This window comes from Streptomyces sp. HB132 (assembly GCF_016909575.1).
Lineage (GTDB): Bacteria > Actinomycetota > Actinomycetes > Streptomycetales > Streptomycetaceae > Streptomyces.
On sequence record NZ_JAFBGA010000003.1, the window covers coordinates 244,235 to 262,334 of the forward strand.

Consider the following 18,100-nt stretch of genomic DNA (forward strand, 5'->3'; position numbering starts at 1 on the left):
TGGCGATCCGGATCACCGCAGGACCGGCGGCCGCGAGCGGCGCGAAGGGACCCGGCGCACCGGGACGGCAGGCCAGGATCGAGGGCCTGCTGCTCGGGCTGGCCGCCGGGGACGCCGCCGGGTGGCCGGCCGCGAGGCACCGGGCCGCTCGGATGCCGGAGTGGACGAGGCGGCTCACCCGGGAGCTGGACACCTTCGCGGAGCAGAACGCGACGACGACGCTGCCCGTGCCCATCGCCCTCAACCAGCCGCCGGAACCGCTGCGGCTCGGCCCGTCCGACGACGCCGAGTGGGCCGCGTTCGCCGCCCGGACCGTACTGGCCGCCGCCGCGGACCACGCTCCGGACCTCTCCCCGGGACACCGGATGCGGGAAGCGATCGACCGGTCGTGGAACGCGCTGGCGGCGAAGGTCGCCGCGGCGAGCGCCCGGGCCCCCGAGGTCGAGTCGGCCGTCCTTCCGCTCCGGGCCCGGATCTCCGTGCGGGCCGGGCTGGGCAATCTGGCCGCCGGGCTGCGCCCGCCCGCGACCGGGCACGACAATCCGCACTTCTTCGACGACGCGGCGTGTGTGCGGGCCGCCGTGCTCGCGGTCGTGCACCCCGGCGACCCGGCGGCGGCGGCCGGGCTCGCCGAGTTCGACGCCCGGTACACCCAGGACGGTGACGGGGTGCACGGCGCGCGGGCCGTCGCCGCGGCGATCGCCGAGGCGCTCGCCGGGGCGGACGTCGGCACGGTGGTGAACGCCGCGCTCGACCAGCTGCCCGAAGGGACCGAGATCGCCCGCAACGCCGCCCACGCCGTGCGGCTGGCCCAGGAGTTCGCCGACGAGACGGCGGGCGCCTTCGCGCTCGTGCCCGTGCTGGAGCATCAGATCGTGGACCACGTCTACAGCTACGGGATCGCCGCGGCCGAGACCGTGCCGGTCGCCCTGGCCCTGACGGCGGCGGCCCGGGGCGATTTCGCGCAGGCCGTCCCCGCGGCCGCCTGCCTTTCCCGGGTCGCCGATTCGGCACCCGCGCTAGCCGGGGCACTGACCGGGGCGCTGGGCGGGGCGGCGTCCGTGCCCGTGGGCTGGCGGGAGGCCTGCCGGACGCTGGCCGGGTGCGCGCTGCCCCGGCTCGCCGGCACCGACCTGATCGAACTCGCCGGGCTGCTGGCAGCCACGGAACCGGTCACCCCGGGTGGACAATTCCGGCATGACACACAAAACAACCGAGCCTCGCGCGTCCGGCACGGCCACCGCCACGGCGCTCACCCTGGATGAACGCATCACCGGAGCCCTCGTCGGCGCGGCCGTGGGGGACGCGCTCGGCGGTCCCGTCGAGGGCTGGACACCCGCGCAGATCGTGGAGCGTCACGGCGGCCGGGTGACCGGTGTCGTGGGTCCCTGGCACGGCGACGACTGGCGCACCGCACGGCCCATCGCCCCGTACCACAAGGGTGACGGGCACGTCACCGACGACACCTTGATGACCCACGCGCTGATCCGGGTGTACGAGACGGTGCGCGGCCACCTCGACGCGTACGCGGTCGCCGACCACCTCGTGCCGGACCTGATGTCACAGCCCCGCTGGATCCCGGAGCTGGAGGCCGAGGCGCTCCCCCTGCAACGGATCTTCCTGGCCGAGAAGTGGATCGTCACGCGGCTGCACTACGGGCACGCCGATCCGCGTGAGGCGGGGTCGGGGAACATCGTCAACTGCGGGGCGGCGATGTACATGGCCCCGGTCGGTCTGGTGAACGCCGCCCATCCGGAGGCCGCGTACGCGGAGGCGCTGGACGTCGCGGGTGCGCACCAGTCCTCGTACGGGCGGGAGGCGGCCGGGGTGCTGGCTGCCGCCGTCGCGGCCGCCTGCGCCCCGGGGGCGACCCCCGTCTCCGTCGTCGAGGCCGCTCTGGCCCTGGCCAAGGACGGCACCCGGTCGGCGATCGAGTCGGTGTGCGAAGCGGCCTCCCGTCACACGGACTTCGAGTCCGCACTGGTACCGCTGCGCGCCGCCGTCGCCCCGTTCGACACGGTCGGTCCCCACTACCGCGACCCTTCGCTGGGCGCGCGGCGGCCCTCCCGGCTGCACTCCGTCGAGGAACTGCCTGTCGCGCTGGGCATGCTCCTCGTCGGCGGCGGCGACTACCACCACACGGTGCTCGGCTCGGTCAACTACGGCCGTGACTGCGACTCGATCGCCACGATGAGCGGTGCGCTCGCGGGCGCGCTCCACGGCGAGCAGGCGATTCCCGGGACCTGGGTGAAGACGGTCGCCGAGGCCAGCCGCCTCGATCTGCACGCCCCGGCCCGGGCCCTGACGGAGGTCGCCCGCGAGATCTTCGTACGGGACACGGCACGGCGCCGCGCACACGAGGCGGCGTTCGCCGTGCTGGCGGGCGACGGCCGGTGACCGTACGCCTGACCTGGGTCCAGCCGGAGGACCTGGTGGGCCATGAGCTGCGTCAGGCCGCGCAGGACGGCCGGGACGCGGGGGACGTCGCGCGGCGCTGGTACGCGGCGGGTGGCGCCCCCGCCCCGGAGCGCGCGGGTGCGTCGGAGCCCGCCGCACCACGCGGGCTGCGTGCGCTGGCCGAGCAGCTCCTGGACGAACTGGCGGCACGGGAGTCCCCGTTGGCCGGTGACGAGCCGACCGGCCTGGCCGGGATCCGGGCCGCCTGTCCGCGCTGGCCCGCCCCGCGCACCCGTCCCGTGTCCCTCGGGCCCGACCGGCTGCACGCGGCCTGGCTGGGCCGCGCCGTCGGCTGCCTGCTGGGCAAACCGGTGGAGAAACTGCCGCTGGACGGCATCCGGGCCCTGGCCCGGGCCACCGGCAACTGGCCGCTCACCACCTGGTTCACCGCGCGGGGGCTGCCCGCCGAACTGGCCGCCGCCCACCCGTGGAACCGGCGCTCGGCGCCCACCTCCCTCGCCGAGAACATCGACGGGATGCCGGCGGACGACGACCTCGACCACCCTGTGCTGACCGTGCTGTTGCTGCAGAGGCACGGGCGCGGGTTCAGCACCTTTGACCTCGCCCGGCTGTGGCTCGACGAGCTCCCCGCGGGAAGGCTCTTCACCGCGGAGCGCATCGCGTACCGCAATCTGCTCGACGGCATCGAACCACCGGACACCGCACGTCACCGCAACCCGTTCCGGGAGTGGATCGGCGCCCGGATCCGGGCCGACGTGCACGGCTGGACCCACCCCGGCGACCCGGGGGCCGCGGCGGAACAGGCCCACCGCGACGCGGTCCTCACCCACACGGCCAACGGGGTGTACGGGGCGATGTTCACCGCCGCCGCCCTCGCCGAGGCCGCGGGCGGCGAGACGGATGTGCACGGCTGTCTGGCCGCCGGGCTCCGTGTGGTGCCGCCCCGGTCCAGGTACGCGGAGGCGGTCCGGCTCGGCATCCGGGCGGCGCGCGCCGAACAGGACTTCGACACCGTCGTCGACCACCTCCACGACACCTACGCATCCACCCACCACTGGGTGCACGTCCTGCCCAACGCGGCGCTGCTCGCCGCGGCCCTCACCCATGCGGACGGGGACTTCGGCCGCTCCATCGGCTGCGCGGTGTCCGGCGGCTGGGACACCGACTCCAACGGCGCTACGGCGGGCTCGCTCGCCGGGCTGCTGGCCGGGCGGGCCGCCGCGCTGCCCGGCCACTGGACCGCCCCGCTCAAGAACCGGCTGGCCACCTCCGTCCCCGGCTTCGACTCCATCGGCTTCGACACCCTCGCGGAACTGACCTATCAGGAGGTACGCCGCCCATGACAGCGATCGCGGTGCTCGGCAGCACCAACATGGACCTGGTCGCCTACGTCCCCCGGGCACCCGGTCGCGGGGAGACCGTGACCGGCCGCGAGTTCCGGACCGTACCCGGCGGCAAGGGGGCCAACCAGGCGGTCGCCGCGGCCCGCGCCGGGGGCGACGTGGTGATGATCGGCGCGGTCGGGACCGACGAATACGGTTCGGCGCTCCGGACGAACCTGGAGCACGCCGGCGTGGACACGGATCTGCTGCACACCGTCGCGGGCCCCAGCGGCACCGCCCACATCGTCGTCGACGACGAGGGGTCGAACACGATCGTGGTGATCCCCGGCGCGAACGGCACGGTGACCACGCTCGGCCCGGGCGAGAAGGCGGCGGTCGCGGCGGCCGGGCTGCTGCTCCTGCAGCTGGAACTGCCGATGGCCGCCGTGACCGAGGCGGCGCGGACCGCGAGGGCGCACGGCGTGAGGACGATCCTCACCCCCTCCCCCGTGCAGCTGCTGCCCTCCGGTCTCCTGGACGCCGTCGACCTGCTGATCCCCAACGAGCACGAGGCGGCCGCTCTCACCGGCTACGACGATCCGCACGCCGCGTCCCAGATCCTGCTCCGGCAGGTCCCCGAGGTCCTGATCACGCTCGGCCGGAGGGGCTGCCTCTACGCGGCCCGGGACACCGAGCCGGTCCTCTTCGCGGCACCCGAGGTCCTGGCGGTCGACACGACCGGCGCCGGGGACACCTTCGTGGGCGCCCTCGCCGTGGCACTCGGCGAGGGCCGGTCCGTGGCCGAGGCGGTCGCCTGGGCGTCCTCGGCCGCGGCGCTCTGCGTGCAGAAACCCGGCGCGTCGACGTCGATGCCCTACCGAAGCGAGATCGATGCGGCATGACCGCTCCTGGGACAGCCACGACGACGCCGCTCGCCGGCCTGCGGGTCCTGGACCTCGCCACGCTCTTCGCCGGGCCCCTCGCGGCCACCCTGCTCGGCGATTTCGGGGCCGAGGTCATCAAGGTGGAGCACCCTCGGAAACCCGATCCCGCGCGGGGGCACGGCCCCGCGAAGAACGGGATCGGACTGTGGTGGAAGCTGCTCGGCCGCAACAAGCGCACGCTGACCCTCGACCTGTCCGCCCCGGGCGGCCGGGATGTGCTGCTGCGGCTGGCGGCGGACACCGATGTGGTCATCGAGAACTTCCGGCCGGGCACCCTGGAACGCTGGGGGCTGGGCTGGGAGGAGCTGCGTGCGGTCAATCCGCGGCTGGTGCTGGCCAGGGTCACGGGCTTCGGGCAGACGGGCCCGTACGCCCACCGGCCGGGATTCGGGACGCTCGCGGAGGCGATGAGCGGCTTCGCCGCCGTCACCGGGGAGCCGGACGGGCCGCCGACGCTGCCGCCGTTCGGGCTCGCCGATTCGATCGCGGCGCTCACCACGGCCTACGCGGTGATGACGGCGCTGGCCGGACGTGACCGCACCGGGGCCGGTCAGGTGGTGGACATGGCGATCATCGAGCCGATCCTGACCGTGCTGGGGCCGCAACCCCTCTGGTACGACCAGCTCGGCTACGTCCAGCCGCGGACCGGCAACCGCTCCCGGAACAACGCCCCGCGCAACACCTACCGCACCGCCGACGGCCACTGGGTCGCCGTCTCCACCTCCGCCCAGTCGGTCGCGGAGCGCGTGATGCGCCTGGTGGGGCGGCCGGAACTGATCGAGGAGCCCTGGTTCTCCGCGGGGAGCACGCGTGCCGAGCACGCGGACGAACTCGACGAGGCGGTGGGCCACTGGATCGCCCGACGCACCAGGGACGAGGCGGTGGACGCGTTCGAGAAGGCCGAGGCGGCGATCGCCCCCATCCACGACGTACGGGATGTGATGGAGGATCCCCAGTACCGGGCTCTGGGCACGATCACCGAGGTCGACGACCCCGAGCTGGGACCGCTGCGGATGCAGAACGTACTGTTCCGGCTCTCGGAGACGCCGGGGGCGATCCGCTGGGCCGGCCGGCCGCACGGAGCGGACACGGAGGAGATCCTCGCGGAGCTCGGCCTCTCCGCGCCGGCGATCTCGGCGCTGCGGGAGGAGGGTGCGCTGTGAGCGGCGCGGCGGTGGCGCTCACCTGGCTGTACGTCCCCGGGGACCGGCCCGGGGTGGTCCGCAAGGCGCTCGGCTCCGGTGCGGACGTGGTGATCGTCGATCTGGAGGACGCGGTCGCCCCGGCCCGGAAGGAGTACGCGCGGACGGCGACGGCGGAGCTCCTCTCGGAGCGGGTCACGGTGGACGCGAGAGCGGTTCCGGTCCACGTCCGCGTCCACGGCGAGGACGACGTGAAGGCGCTGGCGGGGCTGCCGGGGCTGTCCGGGATGCGGCTCCCCAAGATCACCCACGCGGCGTCCGTGCACCACGTCGCGGCTCTGGCACCCGGTGTCCCGCTGTATCCCCTGCTGGAGTCGGCACTGGCGATCGAGCACGCGTACTCGATCGCCGGGTCGCACCACGACGTACGGGGCGTCGCGCTGGGCGAGGCGGATCTCCGCGCGGATCTGGGGGTGCGGGACGACGCCGGTCTCGACTGGCCGCGCAGCCGTGTGGTGATCGCCGCCCGGGCGGCCGGGCTCGATCCGCCCGTGATGTCGGTGTTTCCCGACGTCCGGGATCTGTCCGGGCTGCGTTCGTCGTGCGCACACGGGAGGGATCTCGGCCTGCTCGGCCGGGCTGCCATCCACCCCCGGCAGCTCCCGGTGATCGAGCGGGCGTTCCGGCCCACCTCACGCGAGATCGAGGCGGCGGAACAGATCCTGGAGGCGTCCCGGACCGAGGCGGGGGCGCAGGCGCTGCCGGACGGGAGGTTCGTCGACGCGGCGGTGGTCGCGACCGCGGAGCGCGTGCTCGCCCTGGCGCGACGGCGCTGATCGGATGCGCGGGGTCCGGCGCCGCGAACAGGACGGCCCGGGCAGTCCCGCGCCCCGCGGAGGGCCGACCGGGGCCGGGTGCAGGGGACGCACGAAGGGGCCGCCGGACCCATGTGGTCCGGCGGCCCCTTCGGTCGTCGTGGGCGTCAGCTCCGGTCGGCCTTCTGCGAGGGCGCCCCGTCGCCCTCGGTCTTCTCGGCGCCGGTCGCGGGGGCGTCCGGGTCGCGGTCGGAGGACGTGTCCCCGGACACGGCGGCGTCTTCGGAGGAGTCCGCCTCGGCGGCGTCCCCGGAAAGGTCGGGCTCGACGATCTCCTCGCGGCCCGGGCGGATCTTCGCGGAGATCACGATGTAGGTCACCGCGAGCACGAACACGATGATCGCGGTCCACACGTTGAGGCGGAGGCCCAGCACGTGGTGCGCCTCGTCGACGCGCATGTACTCGATCCATCCGCGGCCCGCGCAGTACGCGGCGACGTACAGCGCGAAGGCCCGGCCGTGTCCGAGCTTGAAGCGCCGGTCGGCCCAGATGACGAGGAGCGCGGCGCCGACGCACCACAGGGACTCGTAGAGGAACGTCGGGTGGTAGGTGCCCGCGACCCGGTTCGTGCCCTTACTGATCTCCAGCGCCCAGGGGACCTCGGTCGGCTTGCCGTAGAGCTCCTGGTTGAACCAGTTGCCCCAGCGGCCGATCGCCTGGGCGAAGGCGAGACCGGGGGCCAGGGCGTCGGCCCAGGCCGGGAGCGGGATGCCACGGCGGCGGCAGCCGATCCAGGCACCGACCGCGCCGAGCGCGACCGCACCCCAGATACCGAGGCCGCCCTCCCAGATCTTGAAGGCGTCCACCCAGTCCTGACCGTCGCTGAAGTACAGCTGGTAGTCGGTGATGACGTGGTAGAGCCTGCCGCCGACCAGGCCGAAGGGCACGGCCCAGACGGCGATGTCGGCGACGGTGCCGGCTTTGCCGCCTCTGGCGATCCAGCGCTTGTTGCCGAACCAGACGGCGACGAAGACACCGATGATGATGCAGAACGCGTAGCCGCGGAGCGGGATCGGGCCGAGCTCGATCACGCCGGTCGACGGGCTGGGAATGAAGGCAAGGTTCATGACGAGGTCGACGCTACCCTGCCGGACGGGACGCGCGGCAAGCCGTCCGGCAACTTCTGGGTAACGGGGTGCGTCCGGAGCGTCCTCAGGGTGAGGGTGTCGCTCCGACCGTGCCGGGCTTCTTGCCCTTGTTGGCGTCGGCCACCCACTTCTTGAGGTTGGCCACGGAGATCTGCTCGTCCCCCTTCTTCGGGAAGACGGACTCGCCGTTGAGCAGGGCCGTCGGCGTGCCCTCGAACCCGCCCTCGGCGAACGCCTTGTTGGACTTCGCGACCCAGCTGTCGTGCGTGCCGTCGTTCACACAACTGCGGAAGGCGGGGGTGTCCAGGCCTTTCACGCCGCCGGCCAGCTCGATCAGCTTGCTGTTCTCGCCGAAGGCGTCGTCGGTCTCCGCGGGCTGGTTGCGGAAGAGGACGTCGTGGTAGGGGGCGAACTTTCCGTCGTCCTGGGCGCAGGCGGCGGCGTTGGCCGCGCGCACCGACCCGGTGCCGCCGACGTTGCCGTCGATGATCGTGGCCAGGTGGTACTGCACCTTGAGCTGACCGCTGTCCGCGAGCTCCGTGATCGTGTCGCGGAAGGCGTTCTCGAACTGGGCGCAGACAGGGCAGCGGAAGTCCTCCCAGATCGTGAGCGTGGACGGCGCGTCGTCCGCCCCGACCTGGAGGGTGAGGCCGTCCTCCCCCATCGCCCCGGACGGGGTGACGGCGGGCCCTGCCGCGCTGTCCTTGTCGTTCTTCCCGGCGTTGGCGGCGATCACGCCGATCACGGCCGCCAGCGCCAGCACCCCCACCACGGCGGTCGTGACGATCAGCGTGCGGCGGCGGCGCTCCCGCGCCCGGTCCTGCTCACGCTGCTGGACTAGCCGGTCACGTGCGGCTCTGCTTCGGTCTCGGTTCTTCTCGCTCACACCGCGCAAACGAACCGGGGAGGCACGTGAGCGCCTCCCCGGTCCCAGGTCCACCCTTACGGATGACGGGCACTGTCAGCGCTTTCGAACGCCCAGGGCCAGTTCGGCCGCCAGCGCGCGGACGGCGGCGAGACCGGCGGCCTCGTCCGGCGCGTCCAGCATCCGCTTGACGAAGGCCGAGCCGACGATCACTCCGTCGGCGAAGCCCGCGACCTGCTGGGCATGCTCGGCCGTGGAGACGCCGATGCCCACGCACACGGGCAGGTCGGTGGTGGCGCGGGTGCGCCGCACCAGGTCCTGGGCCTGCAGGCCGACCGATTCGCGGGTGCCGGTGACGCCCATCAGCGAGGCGGCGTAGACGAAGCCCGAACCTGCGGCCGTGATGGTGGCGAGGCGTGCGTCCTTGCTGCTCGGGGCGACGACGAAGACCGTGGCGAGACCGTGCTTGTCGGCGTGTTCCCTCCACAGCGCCGACTCCTGGACGGGCAGGTCGGGCAGGATGCACCCGGCGCCGCCGGCCTCGGCGAGCTCGGCGGTGAAGCGCTCCACGCCGTAGCGGTCGACCGGGTTCCAGTACGTCATGACGAGGATCGGCGCGCCCGTCGCCTCGTGCGTCTCGCGGACCGTCCGCATGATGTCGGCGATCTTGAGTCCGCCGCGCAGCGCGATGTCGTCGGCGGTCTGGATGACCGGCCCGTCGAGCACCGGGTCGCTGTGCGGGAGCCCCACCTCGATGACGTCGGCGCCGCCCGCGACGGCCGCCTTGACCGCCTCGATGCCGCCGTCGACGGTCGGGAAGCCTCCGGGCAGGTAGGCGATGAGCGCCGCCCGGTTCTCGGACGCCGCGTCGGCCAGCGTGGATTCGAGGAGTCCTCGGTTGCCGCTCACTTGGTGACCTCCACCTCTCCGTCGGCCACATCGGCCTCGACGACCGCGTCGGCACCGTCGTACAGCCCGAAGTACCGGGCCGCCGTGTCCATGTCCTTGTCGCCGCGACCGGACAGGTTGATCAGGATCAGCCCCTCCTCGCCGAGTTCCCGTCCGACCTCCAGGGCGCCGGCGAGGGCGTGGGCGCTCTCGATGGCCGGGATGATCCCCTCGGTACGGGAGAGGAGGCGCAGGGCCTGCATGGCGTCGTCGTCGGTGACCGCGCGGTACTCGCCGCGGCCGACGTCCTTGAGGTAGGCGTGTTCCGGGCCGATGCCCGGGTAGTCGAGGCCGGCCGAGATCGAGTACGGCTCGGTGATCTGGCCCTCGTCGTCCTGGAGGACGTAGCTGCGCGAGCCGTGCAGGATCCCGGGCTCGCCCGCGGTCAGGGTCGCCGCGTGCTCGCCCGTCTCCACACCGTGTCCGGCGGGTTCGCAGCCGATCAGCCGGACGCCGGCGTCGGGGATGAAGGCGTGGAAGAGGCCGATGGCGTTGGAGCCGCCTCCGACGCAGGCGACCGCGGCGTCCGGGAGCCGGCCGGTCCGCTCCAGGATCTGGCGGCGGGCCTCGACGCCGATGACACGGTGGAAGTCGCGGACCATCGCCGGGAACGGGTGCGGTCCGGCGACCGTGCCGAAGAGGTAGTGGGTGCGGTCCACGTTGGCGACCCAGTCGCGGAAGGCCTCGTTGATGGCGTCCTTGAGGGTCCTCGAACCGGACTTCACGGCGACGACCTCGGCACCGAGCATGCGCATCCGCGCGACGTTCAGAGCCTGCCGCTCGGTGTCGATCTCGCCCATGTAGATGGTGCACTCGAGGCCGAAGAGGGCGCAGGCGGTCGCGGTGGCGACGCCGTGCTGGCCGGCTCCGGTCTCGGCGATGATGCGGGTCTTGCCCATGCGCTTGGTGAGGAGGGCCTGGCCGAGCACGTTGTTGATCTTGTGCGAGCCGGTGTGGTTGAGGTCCTCACGCTTCAGGAAGACGCGGGCGCCCCCGGCGTGCTCGGCGAAGCGCGAGACCTCGGTCAGCGCGCTGGGCCGGCCGGTGTAGTCGACCATGAGCGCGTTGAGCTCGGCGGCGAAGGCCGGGTCCGCCTTGGCCTTGTCGTATTCGACGGCGACCTCGTCCACGGCGGCGACCAGCGCCTCCGGGATGAACTTGCCACCGAACGCGCCGAAGTAGCCCTCGGCACTGGGGATCAGACCCTCGGGGTCCGGGATGAAGAAGTCGGACGACATGCGACGTGCTCCTTGAATCGCAACGGGTGATGTCACCGTATGCGCCGTGAGCGGAGCGCCGCGCCGACCGGGGTGGTCGGTGCGGTGGGACGTGCGGATCCCCCTGTACGGCGGGGGCGACGGCCGGGGCTCGCTACGGCGCGGACCCCGTGGGCCATCGCATGCCGTTGACCTGTCCGGGCTCGTCGCCGATCACGTACCGCACGCGCCTGCCGTGCACACGCCGGGCGGGGGCGCGGCAGCCGCGGTGCCAGAAGGGCGGCGCGCAGCGCCTCGGTTGAGGGTGGCGGAGGAAGACGGGTGGGCGGCGGCCGTGCGGGTCCCGGGCACCCGCCCCGGCGGGGCGCGTGCCCGGCCGGGTGGGGGCGGCGGGACGGTCGGCGGGCACCGGTGGGGTCAGCTCCGTCCGTGCCGGAGCGCGGGGTGGGCGCCGGCGGCGACCAGGTCGGCGACGGCGGCCCGGGGGTCGCGGCCGGTGACCAGGGACTCGCCGACGAGCACCGCGTCCGCGCCCGCGTTGGCGTAGGCGATGAGGTCGTGCGGGCCGCGGACGCCGGACTCGGCGACCTTGACGATGTGGTCGGGGATCTCGGGGGCGACGCGTTCGAAGGTGGAGCGGTCAACCTTGAGGTCCTTGAGGTTACGCGCGTTGACACCGATGATCTTCGCCCCGGCGTCCACGGCGCGCTCCGCCTCCTCCTCGTCGTGCGCCTCGACGAGCGGCGTCAGGCCGATCGACTCGGCCCGCTCGATCAGCGAGACCAGGGCCTCCTGGTCGAGGGCGGCGACGATCAGCAGGACGAGGTCGGCGCCGTGGGCCCGTGCCTCCCACAGCTGGTACGAGGTCACGATGAAGTCCTTGCGCAGGACCGGGATGTCGACCTTGGCGCGGACGGCCTCCAGGTCGGCGAGCGAACCGCCGAAGCGGCGCTCCTCGGTGAGGACCGAGATGACGGATGCCCCGCCGGCCTCGTAGTCCGCTGCGAGCGCGGCCGGGTCGGCGATGGCGGCCAGCGCCCCCTTGGAGGGGCTGGAGCGCTTGACCTCGCAGATGACGGTCACGCCCTCGCCGCGCAGGGCGGCGACTCCGTCCTTGGCCCGGGGAGCGCGCTCGGCGCGTTCCTTGAGCTCGTCGAGGCTGACACGCGCCTGCCGCTCCGCGAGGTCGGCTCGTACGCCGTCAATGATCTCGTCGAGCACACTCACGCGAGCGGCCCCCTTCCGAAGCGGTGATAGGTACAGGATCAGCCATCTCGATGGTATCCGCAGGAGGGCTCAGGGCTCGCATCCGGCGCTCTCACGTCCCACTACCTGGGCATTCACGGCGCCAGCGCTGAGCCGAAGGGCAGGTTCCTGACCACCGTGAACACCAGCAGCACCGCGCCGACGCCCCACCAGTAGGCGGGCGCGAGGCCGATCCGCAACGTCCGGCCCCGGCTCACGCGGACCACCCAGAGCAGCCAGACCACGGCGAGGACGGCGTAGCCGACGACGGCCACGGCGTTGGCGCCGAGGGCCGTGGCGAGGTCGCCGTGGGCGAAGGCGTGGGCGCTGCGCAGCCCGCCGCAGCCGGGGCAGAGCACTCCGGTGAAGCGGAGCATGGGGCAGACCGGGTAGTGCCCGGGTTCGTTGGGGTCGACCGTGGCTACGTACGCGAAGGCCCCGGCGACGGCCGCCATCGCCCCGAGGGGGGTGGCGAGCCGCCGGAGCCGGGAGACCGGGGCGGGCGGCGGCATGGGGCCGCCGGGTACGTACCCGGGGGCGGGTGCGGGGGCCGGTTCGGGAGCGGCGGCTGCGGGAGAGGTTGAGGCGTCCACGGGCCGATTGTCCCCGCTCACGCGCGAAGGCGCAGCCCGGCCCGGGCTGCGCCTCTCGTCGTGTCGTGGAGACCGGCGGCTGCCGGAAGGGCTCAGGCCGCGACCTGGGCCTGCGAGGCGCGCGCCCGGGCGGCCTCCATCTCGGCGGATTCCTTCGGCATGCCCAGGCCGGCCATCTTCATGGCGAAGCCGACGACGCCGCCGAGGACGACCACGGCGATACCGGCCCAGAAGCCGAGCGTGTTCGCCGCGACCATGAAGAGGCCCGCGATGCAGAAGCCGATGAACGAGATGATGACACCGGTCCAGGCGGCCGGGGTGTGTCCGTGGCTGCTGCCCGCCATGAGTTGCTCCTCGTTGGTGTTGCGCGAAGGTGTCGCTGTTACAGAAAGCTCTCCGCCATTGTCCCGCACCGGCAGGCAGGACGTGAGCGCGGGGTCACGCCTCGCGCGTCGGGTCCTCGCCGCGGTCCAGGGCCTTCCAGAGTTCCTCGGGCCGGTCGGGGTCCGGGGCGGTGCGGGCGGCCTTGCGGGGGCGGGGGGTGCCGTCGCGTTCGTAGCGTCCCGACATGGCGGGCCAGCGGCTGCCGTAGCGCAGGGCCAGGACTCCGGCGAGCAGGATCAGCAGACCGCCGGCGGCGGTGACGTAGGGCCAGGCGGTGTGGCTGAGGGCGTCGACGGTGGCCGCGGTGTTGCCGGTGGTCTGCGCGGCCCGCTCGTCCAGGGCGGAGCGGTCCGAGGCACCGGCCCAGGCGCTCAGTCCCGCGCCGAGGCCGCTGAGCGCCAGCAGGCCGGCGACGACGGCCCGGCCGGCGCCGCGGACGGCGAAGACGGCGACGAGGGCGGCCAGGCCGACGACGGCGAGGGCGGCCGGAAGGCCGGTGACGTCCTGTCCGTCGGCGGTGAGCGGCAGGGTGCCGCCGCCGACGGCCGCCTCGCCCTCGGCCCAGGTCTGCCCCGAGGCGAGGAGGACGACGGTGGCGCCGGCCGCGCCGAGGAGCAGGCCGGCGCCCAGGCTCCGGCGGCTTCCCGCGCTGTCGGGCGCGGAGGCGGCTCGGGCACGGGGCTGGGGTACGGGGACGGCACTCACGTACTCCACTATCCCCTACCGGCTCGGAACGGCCGACGAACGGGTCGGTCTCAGCCGGCCGTGAGCCGGTTCGCCGTGTGCACGGCGCGCAGGACCGCGGCGGCCTTGTTGCGGCACTCCGTGTCCTCGGCGACCGGGTCGGAGTCCGCGACGATGCCCGCGCCGGCCTGGACGTACGCGGTGCCGTCCCGGAGCAGGGCGGTCCGGATCGCGATGGCGGTGTCGGAGTCCCCGGCGAAGTCGAGGTAGCCGACGCAGCCGCCGTACAGGCCCCGGCGGGTGGGTTCGAGCTCCTCGATGATCTGCAGGGCGCGCGGCTTGGGGGCGCCGGAGAGGGTGCCGGCGGGGAAGCATGCGGTGAGGACGTCGAAGGCGCTGCGGCCCTCGGCGACACGGCCGGTGACGGTGGACACGATGTGCATCACGTGCGAGTACCGCTCGACCGACATGAAGTCGACGACCTCGACGCTGCCGGGTTCACAGACCCGCCCCAGGTCGTTGCGGCCGAGGTCGACGAGCATGAGGTGCTCGGCACGTTCCTTGGGGTCGGCGAGGAGTTCGTCGGCGAGCGCCTGGTCCTCCTGCGGTGTGGTGCCGCGGTGCCTGGTCCCGGCGATCGGGTGGACCATCGCCCGCCCGTCCTCGACCTTGACGAGTGCCTCGGGGCTGGAGCCGACGACGTCGAAGCCGTCGAAGCGGAAGAGGTACATGTACGGCGACGGGTTGGTGGCGCGCAGGACCCGGTAGACGTCCAGCGCGCTCGCCGTGCAGGGCGTCTCGAAGCGCTGGGAGGGGACGACCTGGAAGGCCTCGCCGGCGCGGATGCGCTCCTTGACGTCCTCGACGGCGTCCATGAAGGCCTGTCCGCCCCACAGCGCGGTGTAGGGCGGGAGTTCCGAGGGCGGCAGTGCGGCGGGGGTGTTCTCCACGGGCCGGGACAGGTCGCGTTCCATGGCGTCGAGGCGGGCGACCGCGTCCTCGTACGCCTCGTCGACCCCGGTGTCCAGGTCGTTGTGGTTGATCGCGTTGGCGATCAGCAGGACGGTGCCGTCCCCGTGGTCGAGCACGGCGAGGTCGGAGGTGAGCAGCATCGTGAGCTCGGGGAGCTCCAGGTCGTCGCCGCCGTGCTCGGTGATCCGCTCCAGGCGGCGTACGACGTCGTAGCCGAGGTAGCCGACCATGCCGCCGGTGAACGGCGGCAGGCCGTCGTCTCCGACCAGGTCGCGGGGGGTGTGCAGGGTCTCGACGGTGGCTCGCAGCGCCTGGAGCGGGTCGCCGCCGAGGGGGACGCCGACGGGTGGGGTGCCGAGCCAGTGCGCCTGTCCGTCGAGGGAGGTCAGGGTGGCGGCGCTGCGTACCCCGATGAAGGAGTAGCGGGACCAGGTGCGGCCGTTCTCCGCGGATTCGAGGAGGAACGTGCCGGTGCGTTCGGCCGCGAGCTTGCGGTAGAGCCCGACCGGGGTGTCGCCGTCCGCGAGGAGCCGGCGGCTGACGGGGATGACACGCCGGTCGACGGCGAGCTTGCGGAAGGTCTCGAGATCCATGGCGGCTGACCCTATCGGGGCGCGGTGAGCGGGAGGACGTCCTTGTCGAAGCAGGTGCGGTCGCCGGTGTGGCAGGCGGCACCGGTCTGGTCGACCTTCACCAGGACGGTGTCGGCGTCGCAGTCCAGCGCGACCGACCTGACCTTCTGGATGTGGCCGGAGGTGTCGCCCTTGACCCAGTACTCCTGGCGGCTGCGGGACCAGTAGGTGCAGCGGCCCGTGGTGAGGGTGCGGTGCAGCGCCTCGTCGTCCATCCAGCCGAGCATGAGCACCTCGCCCGTGTCGTACTGCTGGGCGATGGCCGGGACCAGTCCGTCGGGGCCGCGCCTGAGGCGGGCGGCGACGGCCGGGTCGAGGTTGCTTGCGGGCGTGGGGCCGGGCGTGCTGGTCATGGGCCCCATTGTGCCGCGCCGGGAGGGACCGTCCGGCCGTGCGTCCACTGGGCGGACGGCGGGTGGCGGTCGTACGCTGGCGGGCATGTCGACCCATGCGAAGCGTGAACGTCTTCTGCTCGCCGACCTGTTGGAAGCGGCGGGTCCCGAGGCTCAGACCCTGTGCAACGGCTGGAAGACCCGTGATCTGGCCGCCCATGTCGTGGTGCGTGAACGCCGTGCGGACGCTGCGGGCGGGATTCTGCTGGGCGCCCTGAAGAACCGGCTGGAGCGGGTCCAGGCGGAGTTCGCCGCCAAACCGTACGAGGAACTGATCCAGCTCATCCGTACGGGCCCGCCCCGGATGTCACCCTTCGGGCTGAAGCAGCTGGACGAGGCGGCCAACACCGTCGAGTTCTACATCCACGCGGAGGACGTGCGCCGGGCCCAGCCCGACTGGTCGCAGCGGGACCTGGATCCGGTGTTCGCCGATGTGCTGTGGGCGCGCACCGAGAAGACGGCCCGGATGCTGGGCCGCCGGGCCCCGGTGGGTCTGGTGCTGAGGCGCCCGGACGGCCAGACGGCGGTGGCTCACAAGGGCGCCCCGGTGGTGACGGTGACCGGGGAGCCGGGTGAGCTGCTGCTGTTCGCCGCGGGGCGGCAGGACGCGGCGCGGGTGGAGCTGGACGGTGACAAGGACGCGTTGGCCCGGCTGCACACGGCCGAGCTGGGGCTGTAGGCCCGCCGCCGCACCTCGTGAGGCGGCGGGCTCGCGCCCGTACCGGCCGCTCAGGCGCCGTCGCGGGCGCGCAGGGGCACTCGGCGGGCCCGGTGCCGTGCGTCCGGCGCCGCGCCGGGGTTGCGGCCCGACCCCAGCAGCCCGAGGAGGAATCCCGCCGGGATGGTGACCAGGCCGGGGGTCTGGAGCGGGAACACGTCGAAGTCCCACTCCGGGAAGAGCGCGACGGGTGTGCCGGAGAACGCCGGTGACAGGACCATCAGGACGCCGATCAGCGGGAGCGTGCCGTACACGGTCCACCGCACCCCGCGGGCGTTGAAGCCCGGCCGCAGGACGGCGTACAGCAGGACGGGCGGCAGGACCGATGCCGCGGCCGCGAACGAGAGGGAGAGCAGCACCTGGGGGTTGCGGTCGTGCGTGTACGCCGAGAGGAGGACGGCGAGCGCACCGATCCCGGCGACGGCCCGGCGGGCTCGCCGGATCTCTCCGCCGGACGCCCTGCCCTCGCCCCGCGCGCCCGGCTTCACCGCGAAGTCGCGGGCCAGGGACGAGGCGGCGGCCAGGGTGATTCCGGCGACCGCGGCCAGCGTGGTGGCGAACGCGGCGCACGCCACGAGCGCGAACAGGGGGCTGTCCCGTGGCCCGGCCGCACCGGGGTCCAGGGCGCTCGTCACCATCAGCAGGGCGGTGCCGCCCGCGGGGTCGGCGGCCCGCAGCAGCTCCCGGCCCACCAGGGCGGAGGCGCCGAGTCCGACGATGACGATGCCGGCGCACAGCAGGGCGACGGGACTCACGGCCCAGACGCCGGCCCGGCGGGCGGTCCGGGCGTCACGGATCGGATGGAGCCGCATCATGATGTGCGGCATGCAGGCGGCACCGAGCAGGAGGGTGGCCTGGAAGCCGATCAGGTCGAGCCCGCCGGAGAGTCCGTGGCCGAACTGCAGCCCGGGGCGCGCGTAGTCGCCGCCCGCCCCGCTGCCTGCCCGGGCGGCGTCGAAGAGGGCGAACGGGGACCAGTCGAAGCGTGCGAGGACGAGTCCGGCGAGCAGGGTGACCGCGCCCAGGACGACGGCCACCTTGAGGATCTGGATGTAGCCGGTGCCCCGCATCCCGCCGAACGCCGAGTAGCAGACCATGAGCGCGCCGCTGGCCACGGTGCAGCCGGTGAGCGCACCGTCGGGCAGCCCGAACATGGCGGCCATGACGCGCCCGGCGGTGGTGAGCTGCACGAGCAGCAGCGGGGCCAGGACGACGAGGGTGGCCACGCCCAGCGCACGGCGTACGGAGCCGTCGCCGAGCCGGTCGGCGAGGAAGTCGCCGAGGGTGAACACGCCTCTGCGGCGCAGGCGTTCGGCGAAGAGGCGCATCACCAGGGCCAGCGAGGCGACCGTCGCCAGGGCGAACAGCAGGCCGTCGAAGCCTGCCAGCGCGACGGATCCGGTGGTGGAGAGCAGCGTGGCGGCGGAGACGTAGTCCCCGGCGATCGCCAGTCCGGCGCCGACGGGACCGAGGGTGGCGCCGCCCGCGTAGAAGTGCTCCGGATCGTCCTGGTCGGCGGCGGCGAGTCCGCACAGCAGCAGGGACACGGCGACGAAGCCGAGGAAGATGACGACGGCCAGGGACCGGGCGTCGATCGCGCCGCTCACCGGTTCCGCTCCGCCGGTACGGGTCTGCAAGGGGCAGCTGAGGACATGCGCGCC

At 73.6% G+C, this 18,100-nt stretch carries 19 protein-coding genes; 7 read left to right on the forward strand and 12 right to left on the reverse strand.

Annotated elements, in window-relative coordinates; all coding sequences use genetic code 11:
• Window positions 1-5 precede the first annotated feature (5 nt).
• Genes JOC24_RS08775 through JOC24_RS08800 form a run of 6 tightly spaced genes read left to right on the forward strand, consistent with a single transcriptional unit; the run spans window position 6 to window position 6,662 of the window.
• Window positions 6-1,265, forward strand: a complete 1,260-nt coding sequence (locus JOC24_RS08775) for an ADP-ribosylglycohydrolase family protein (protein WP_307792662.1) — start codon at window positions 6-8, stop codon at window positions 1,263-1,265.
• Window positions 1,198-2,397: an ADP-ribosylglycohydrolase family protein gene (locus JOC24_RS08780; protein ID WP_205019563.1), complete on the forward strand. Its 1,200-nt coding sequence runs from the start codon at window positions 1,198-1,200 to the stop codon at window positions 2,395-2,397. Before JOC24_RS08775 ends, JOC24_RS08780 begins: the two co-directional genes overlap by 68 nt.
• Window positions 2,394-3,761, forward strand: a complete 1,368-nt coding sequence (locus JOC24_RS08785) for an ADP-ribosylglycohydrolase family protein (protein ID WP_205019564.1) — start codon at window positions 2,394-2,396, stop codon at window positions 3,759-3,761. The genes JOC24_RS08780 and JOC24_RS08785 overlap by 4 nt, the downstream gene beginning before the upstream one ends.
• Window positions 3,758-4,642: a ribokinase gene (rbsK, locus tag JOC24_RS08790; protein WP_205019565.1), complete on the forward strand. Its 885-nt coding sequence runs from the start codon at window positions 3,758-3,760 to the stop codon at window positions 4,640-4,642. Before JOC24_RS08785 ends, rbsK begins: the two co-directional genes overlap by 4 nt.
• On the forward strand, window positions 4,639-5,847 hold the full coding sequence (locus JOC24_RS08795; protein WP_205019566.1) for a CaiB/BaiF CoA transferase family protein: 1,209 nt from the start codon (window positions 4,639-4,641) through the stop codon (window positions 5,845-5,847). The genes rbsK and JOC24_RS08795 overlap by 4 nt, the downstream gene beginning before the upstream one ends.
• Entirely contained in the window at window positions 5,844-6,662 is an 819-nt protein-coding gene (locus JOC24_RS08800; RefSeq protein WP_205019567.1) for an HpcH/HpaI aldolase/citrate lyase family protein, read from the forward strand. The genes JOC24_RS08795 and JOC24_RS08800 overlap by 4 nt, the downstream gene beginning before the upstream one ends.
• Window positions 6,663-6,808: 146 nt before the next feature.
• On the opposite strand, the gene lgt is transcribed toward JOC24_RS08800, so the two are convergent.
• The 11 genes from lgt to hisI form a co-directional block, all read right to left on the reverse strand.
• Entirely contained in the window at window positions 6,809-7,768 is a 960-nt protein-coding gene (gene lgt, locus JOC24_RS08805) for a prolipoprotein diacylglyceryl transferase (RefSeq protein ID WP_239580056.1), read from the reverse strand.
• Window positions 7,769-7,853: 85 nt separating this feature from the next.
• The gene (locus JOC24_RS08810; RefSeq protein WP_205019568.1) at window positions 7,854-8,675 is read right to left on the reverse strand and encodes a DsbA family protein; all 822 of its coding nucleotides are present in this window, start codon (window positions 8,673-8,675) and stop codon (window positions 7,854-7,856) included.
• 75 nt (window positions 8,676-8,750) lie between these two features.
• A complete protein-coding gene (gene trpA, locus JOC24_RS08815) occupies window positions 8,751-9,563 on the reverse strand; it encodes a tryptophan synthase subunit alpha (RefSeq protein WP_205019569.1) in 813 nt (270 codons plus the stop codon).
• Complete coding sequence (trpB, locus tag JOC24_RS08820; RefSeq protein WP_205019570.1) at window positions 9,560-10,840, reverse strand: tryptophan synthase subunit beta; 1,281 nt, start codon at window positions 10,838-10,840, stop codon at window positions 9,560-9,562. Before trpB ends, trpA begins: the two co-directional genes overlap by 4 nt.
• 133 nt (window positions 10,841-10,973) lie before the next feature.
• Window positions 10,974-11,228 (reverse strand): tryptophan biosynthesis modulator TrpM, encoded by a 255-nt coding sequence (trpM, locus tag JOC24_RS33110; RefSeq protein WP_307792655.1) that lies wholly within the window; start codon window positions 11,226-11,228, stop codon window positions 10,974-10,976.
• Window positions 11,229-11,236: 8 nt separating this feature from the next.
• Entirely contained in the window at window positions 11,237-12,046 is an 810-nt protein-coding gene (gene trpC / locus JOC24_RS08825; protein WP_205019571.1) for an indole-3-glycerol phosphate synthase TrpC, read from the reverse strand.
• Window positions 12,047-12,159: 113 nt separating this feature from the next.
• Window positions 12,160-12,576, reverse strand: coding sequence for a DUF2752 domain-containing protein (locus JOC24_RS08830; protein ID WP_205020005.1), 417 nt, complete (start codon window positions 12,574-12,576; stop codon window positions 12,160-12,162).
• 173 nt (window positions 12,577-12,749) lie between these two features.
• Window positions 12,750-13,001 (reverse strand): HGxxPAAW family protein, encoded by a 252-nt coding sequence (locus tag JOC24_RS08835; RefSeq protein WP_205019572.1) that lies wholly within the window; start codon window positions 12,999-13,001, stop codon window positions 12,750-12,752.
• Window positions 13,002-13,095: 94 nt separating this feature from the next.
• Window positions 13,096-13,755 carry a TIGR02234 family membrane protein gene (locus JOC24_RS08840; RefSeq protein ID WP_205019573.1) on the reverse strand — a complete coding sequence of 220 codons (660 nt, stop codon included), beginning with the start codon at window positions 13,753-13,755 and terminating at the stop codon, window positions 13,096-13,098.
• A 41-nt stretch (window positions 13,756-13,796) separates the two neighbouring features.
• Complete coding sequence (locus JOC24_RS08845) at window positions 13,797-15,290, reverse strand: anthranilate synthase component I (protein ID WP_205019574.1); 1,494 nt, start codon at window positions 15,288-15,290, stop codon at window positions 13,797-13,799.
• Window positions 15,291-15,301: 11 nt separating this feature from the next.
• Window positions 15,302-15,682, reverse strand: a complete 381-nt coding sequence (gene hisI / locus JOC24_RS08850; RefSeq protein ID WP_205019575.1) for a phosphoribosyl-AMP cyclohydrolase — start codon at window positions 15,680-15,682, stop codon at window positions 15,302-15,304.
• A gap of 85 nt (window positions 15,683-15,767) precedes the next feature.
• Between hisI and JOC24_RS08855 the strand changes: the two genes are divergently transcribed.
• Window positions 15,768-16,400, forward strand: a complete 633-nt coding sequence (locus JOC24_RS08855; RefSeq protein ID WP_205019576.1) for a TIGR03085 family metal-binding protein — start codon at window positions 15,768-15,770, stop codon at window positions 16,398-16,400.
• Between the two features lie 50 nt (window positions 16,401-16,450).
• Here JOC24_RS08855 and JOC24_RS08860 read toward each other — a convergent pair whose 3' ends face one another.
• Entirely contained in the window at window positions 16,451-18,046 is a 1,596-nt protein-coding gene (locus JOC24_RS08860; RefSeq protein WP_205019577.1) for a sodium/solute symporter, read from the reverse strand.
• Window positions 18,047-18,100: the final 54 nt, after the last annotated feature.

Excerpts from the sequence above, each read along its gene's own strand:
- JOC24_RS08780 (WP_205019563.1), top strand. The coding sequence starts at position 1,198 with ATGACACACAAAACAACCGAGCCTCGCGCGTCCGGCACGGCCACCGCC.
- rbsK (WP_205019565.1), top strand. The coding sequence starts at position 3,758 with ATGACAGCGATCGCGGTGCTCGGCAGCACCAACATGGACCTGGTCGCC.
- JOC24_RS08795 (WP_205019566.1), top strand. The coding sequence starts at position 4,639 with ATGACCGCTCCTGGGACAGCCACGACGACGCCGCTCGCCGGCCTGCGG.
- lgt (WP_239580056.1), bottom strand. The coding sequence starts at position 7,768 with ATGAACCTTGCCTTCATTCCCAGCCCGTCGACCGGCGTGATCGAGCTC.
- trpB (WP_205019570.1), bottom strand. The coding sequence starts at position 10,840 with ATGTCGTCCGACTTCTTCATCCCGGACCCCGAGGGTCTGATCCCCAGT.
- JOC24_RS08830 (WP_205020005.1), bottom strand. The coding sequence starts at position 12,576 with ATGCCGCCGCCCGCCCCGGTCTCCCGGCTCCGGCGGCTCGCCACCCCC.
- JOC24_RS08835 (WP_205019572.1), bottom strand. The coding sequence starts at position 13,001 with ATGGCGGGCAGCAGCCACGGACACACCCCGGCCGCCTGGACCGGTGTC.
- JOC24_RS08845 (WP_205019574.1), bottom strand. The coding sequence starts at position 15,290 with ATGGATCTCGAGACCTTCCGCAAGCTCGCCGTCGACCGGCGTGTCATC.
- hisI (WP_205019575.1), bottom strand. The coding sequence starts at position 15,682 with ATGACCAGCACGCCCGGCCCCACGCCCGCAAGCAACCTCGACCCGGCC.
- JOC24_RS08855 (WP_205019576.1), top strand. The coding sequence starts at position 15,768 with ATGTCGACCCATGCGAAGCGTGAACGTCTTCTGCTCGCCGACCTGTTG.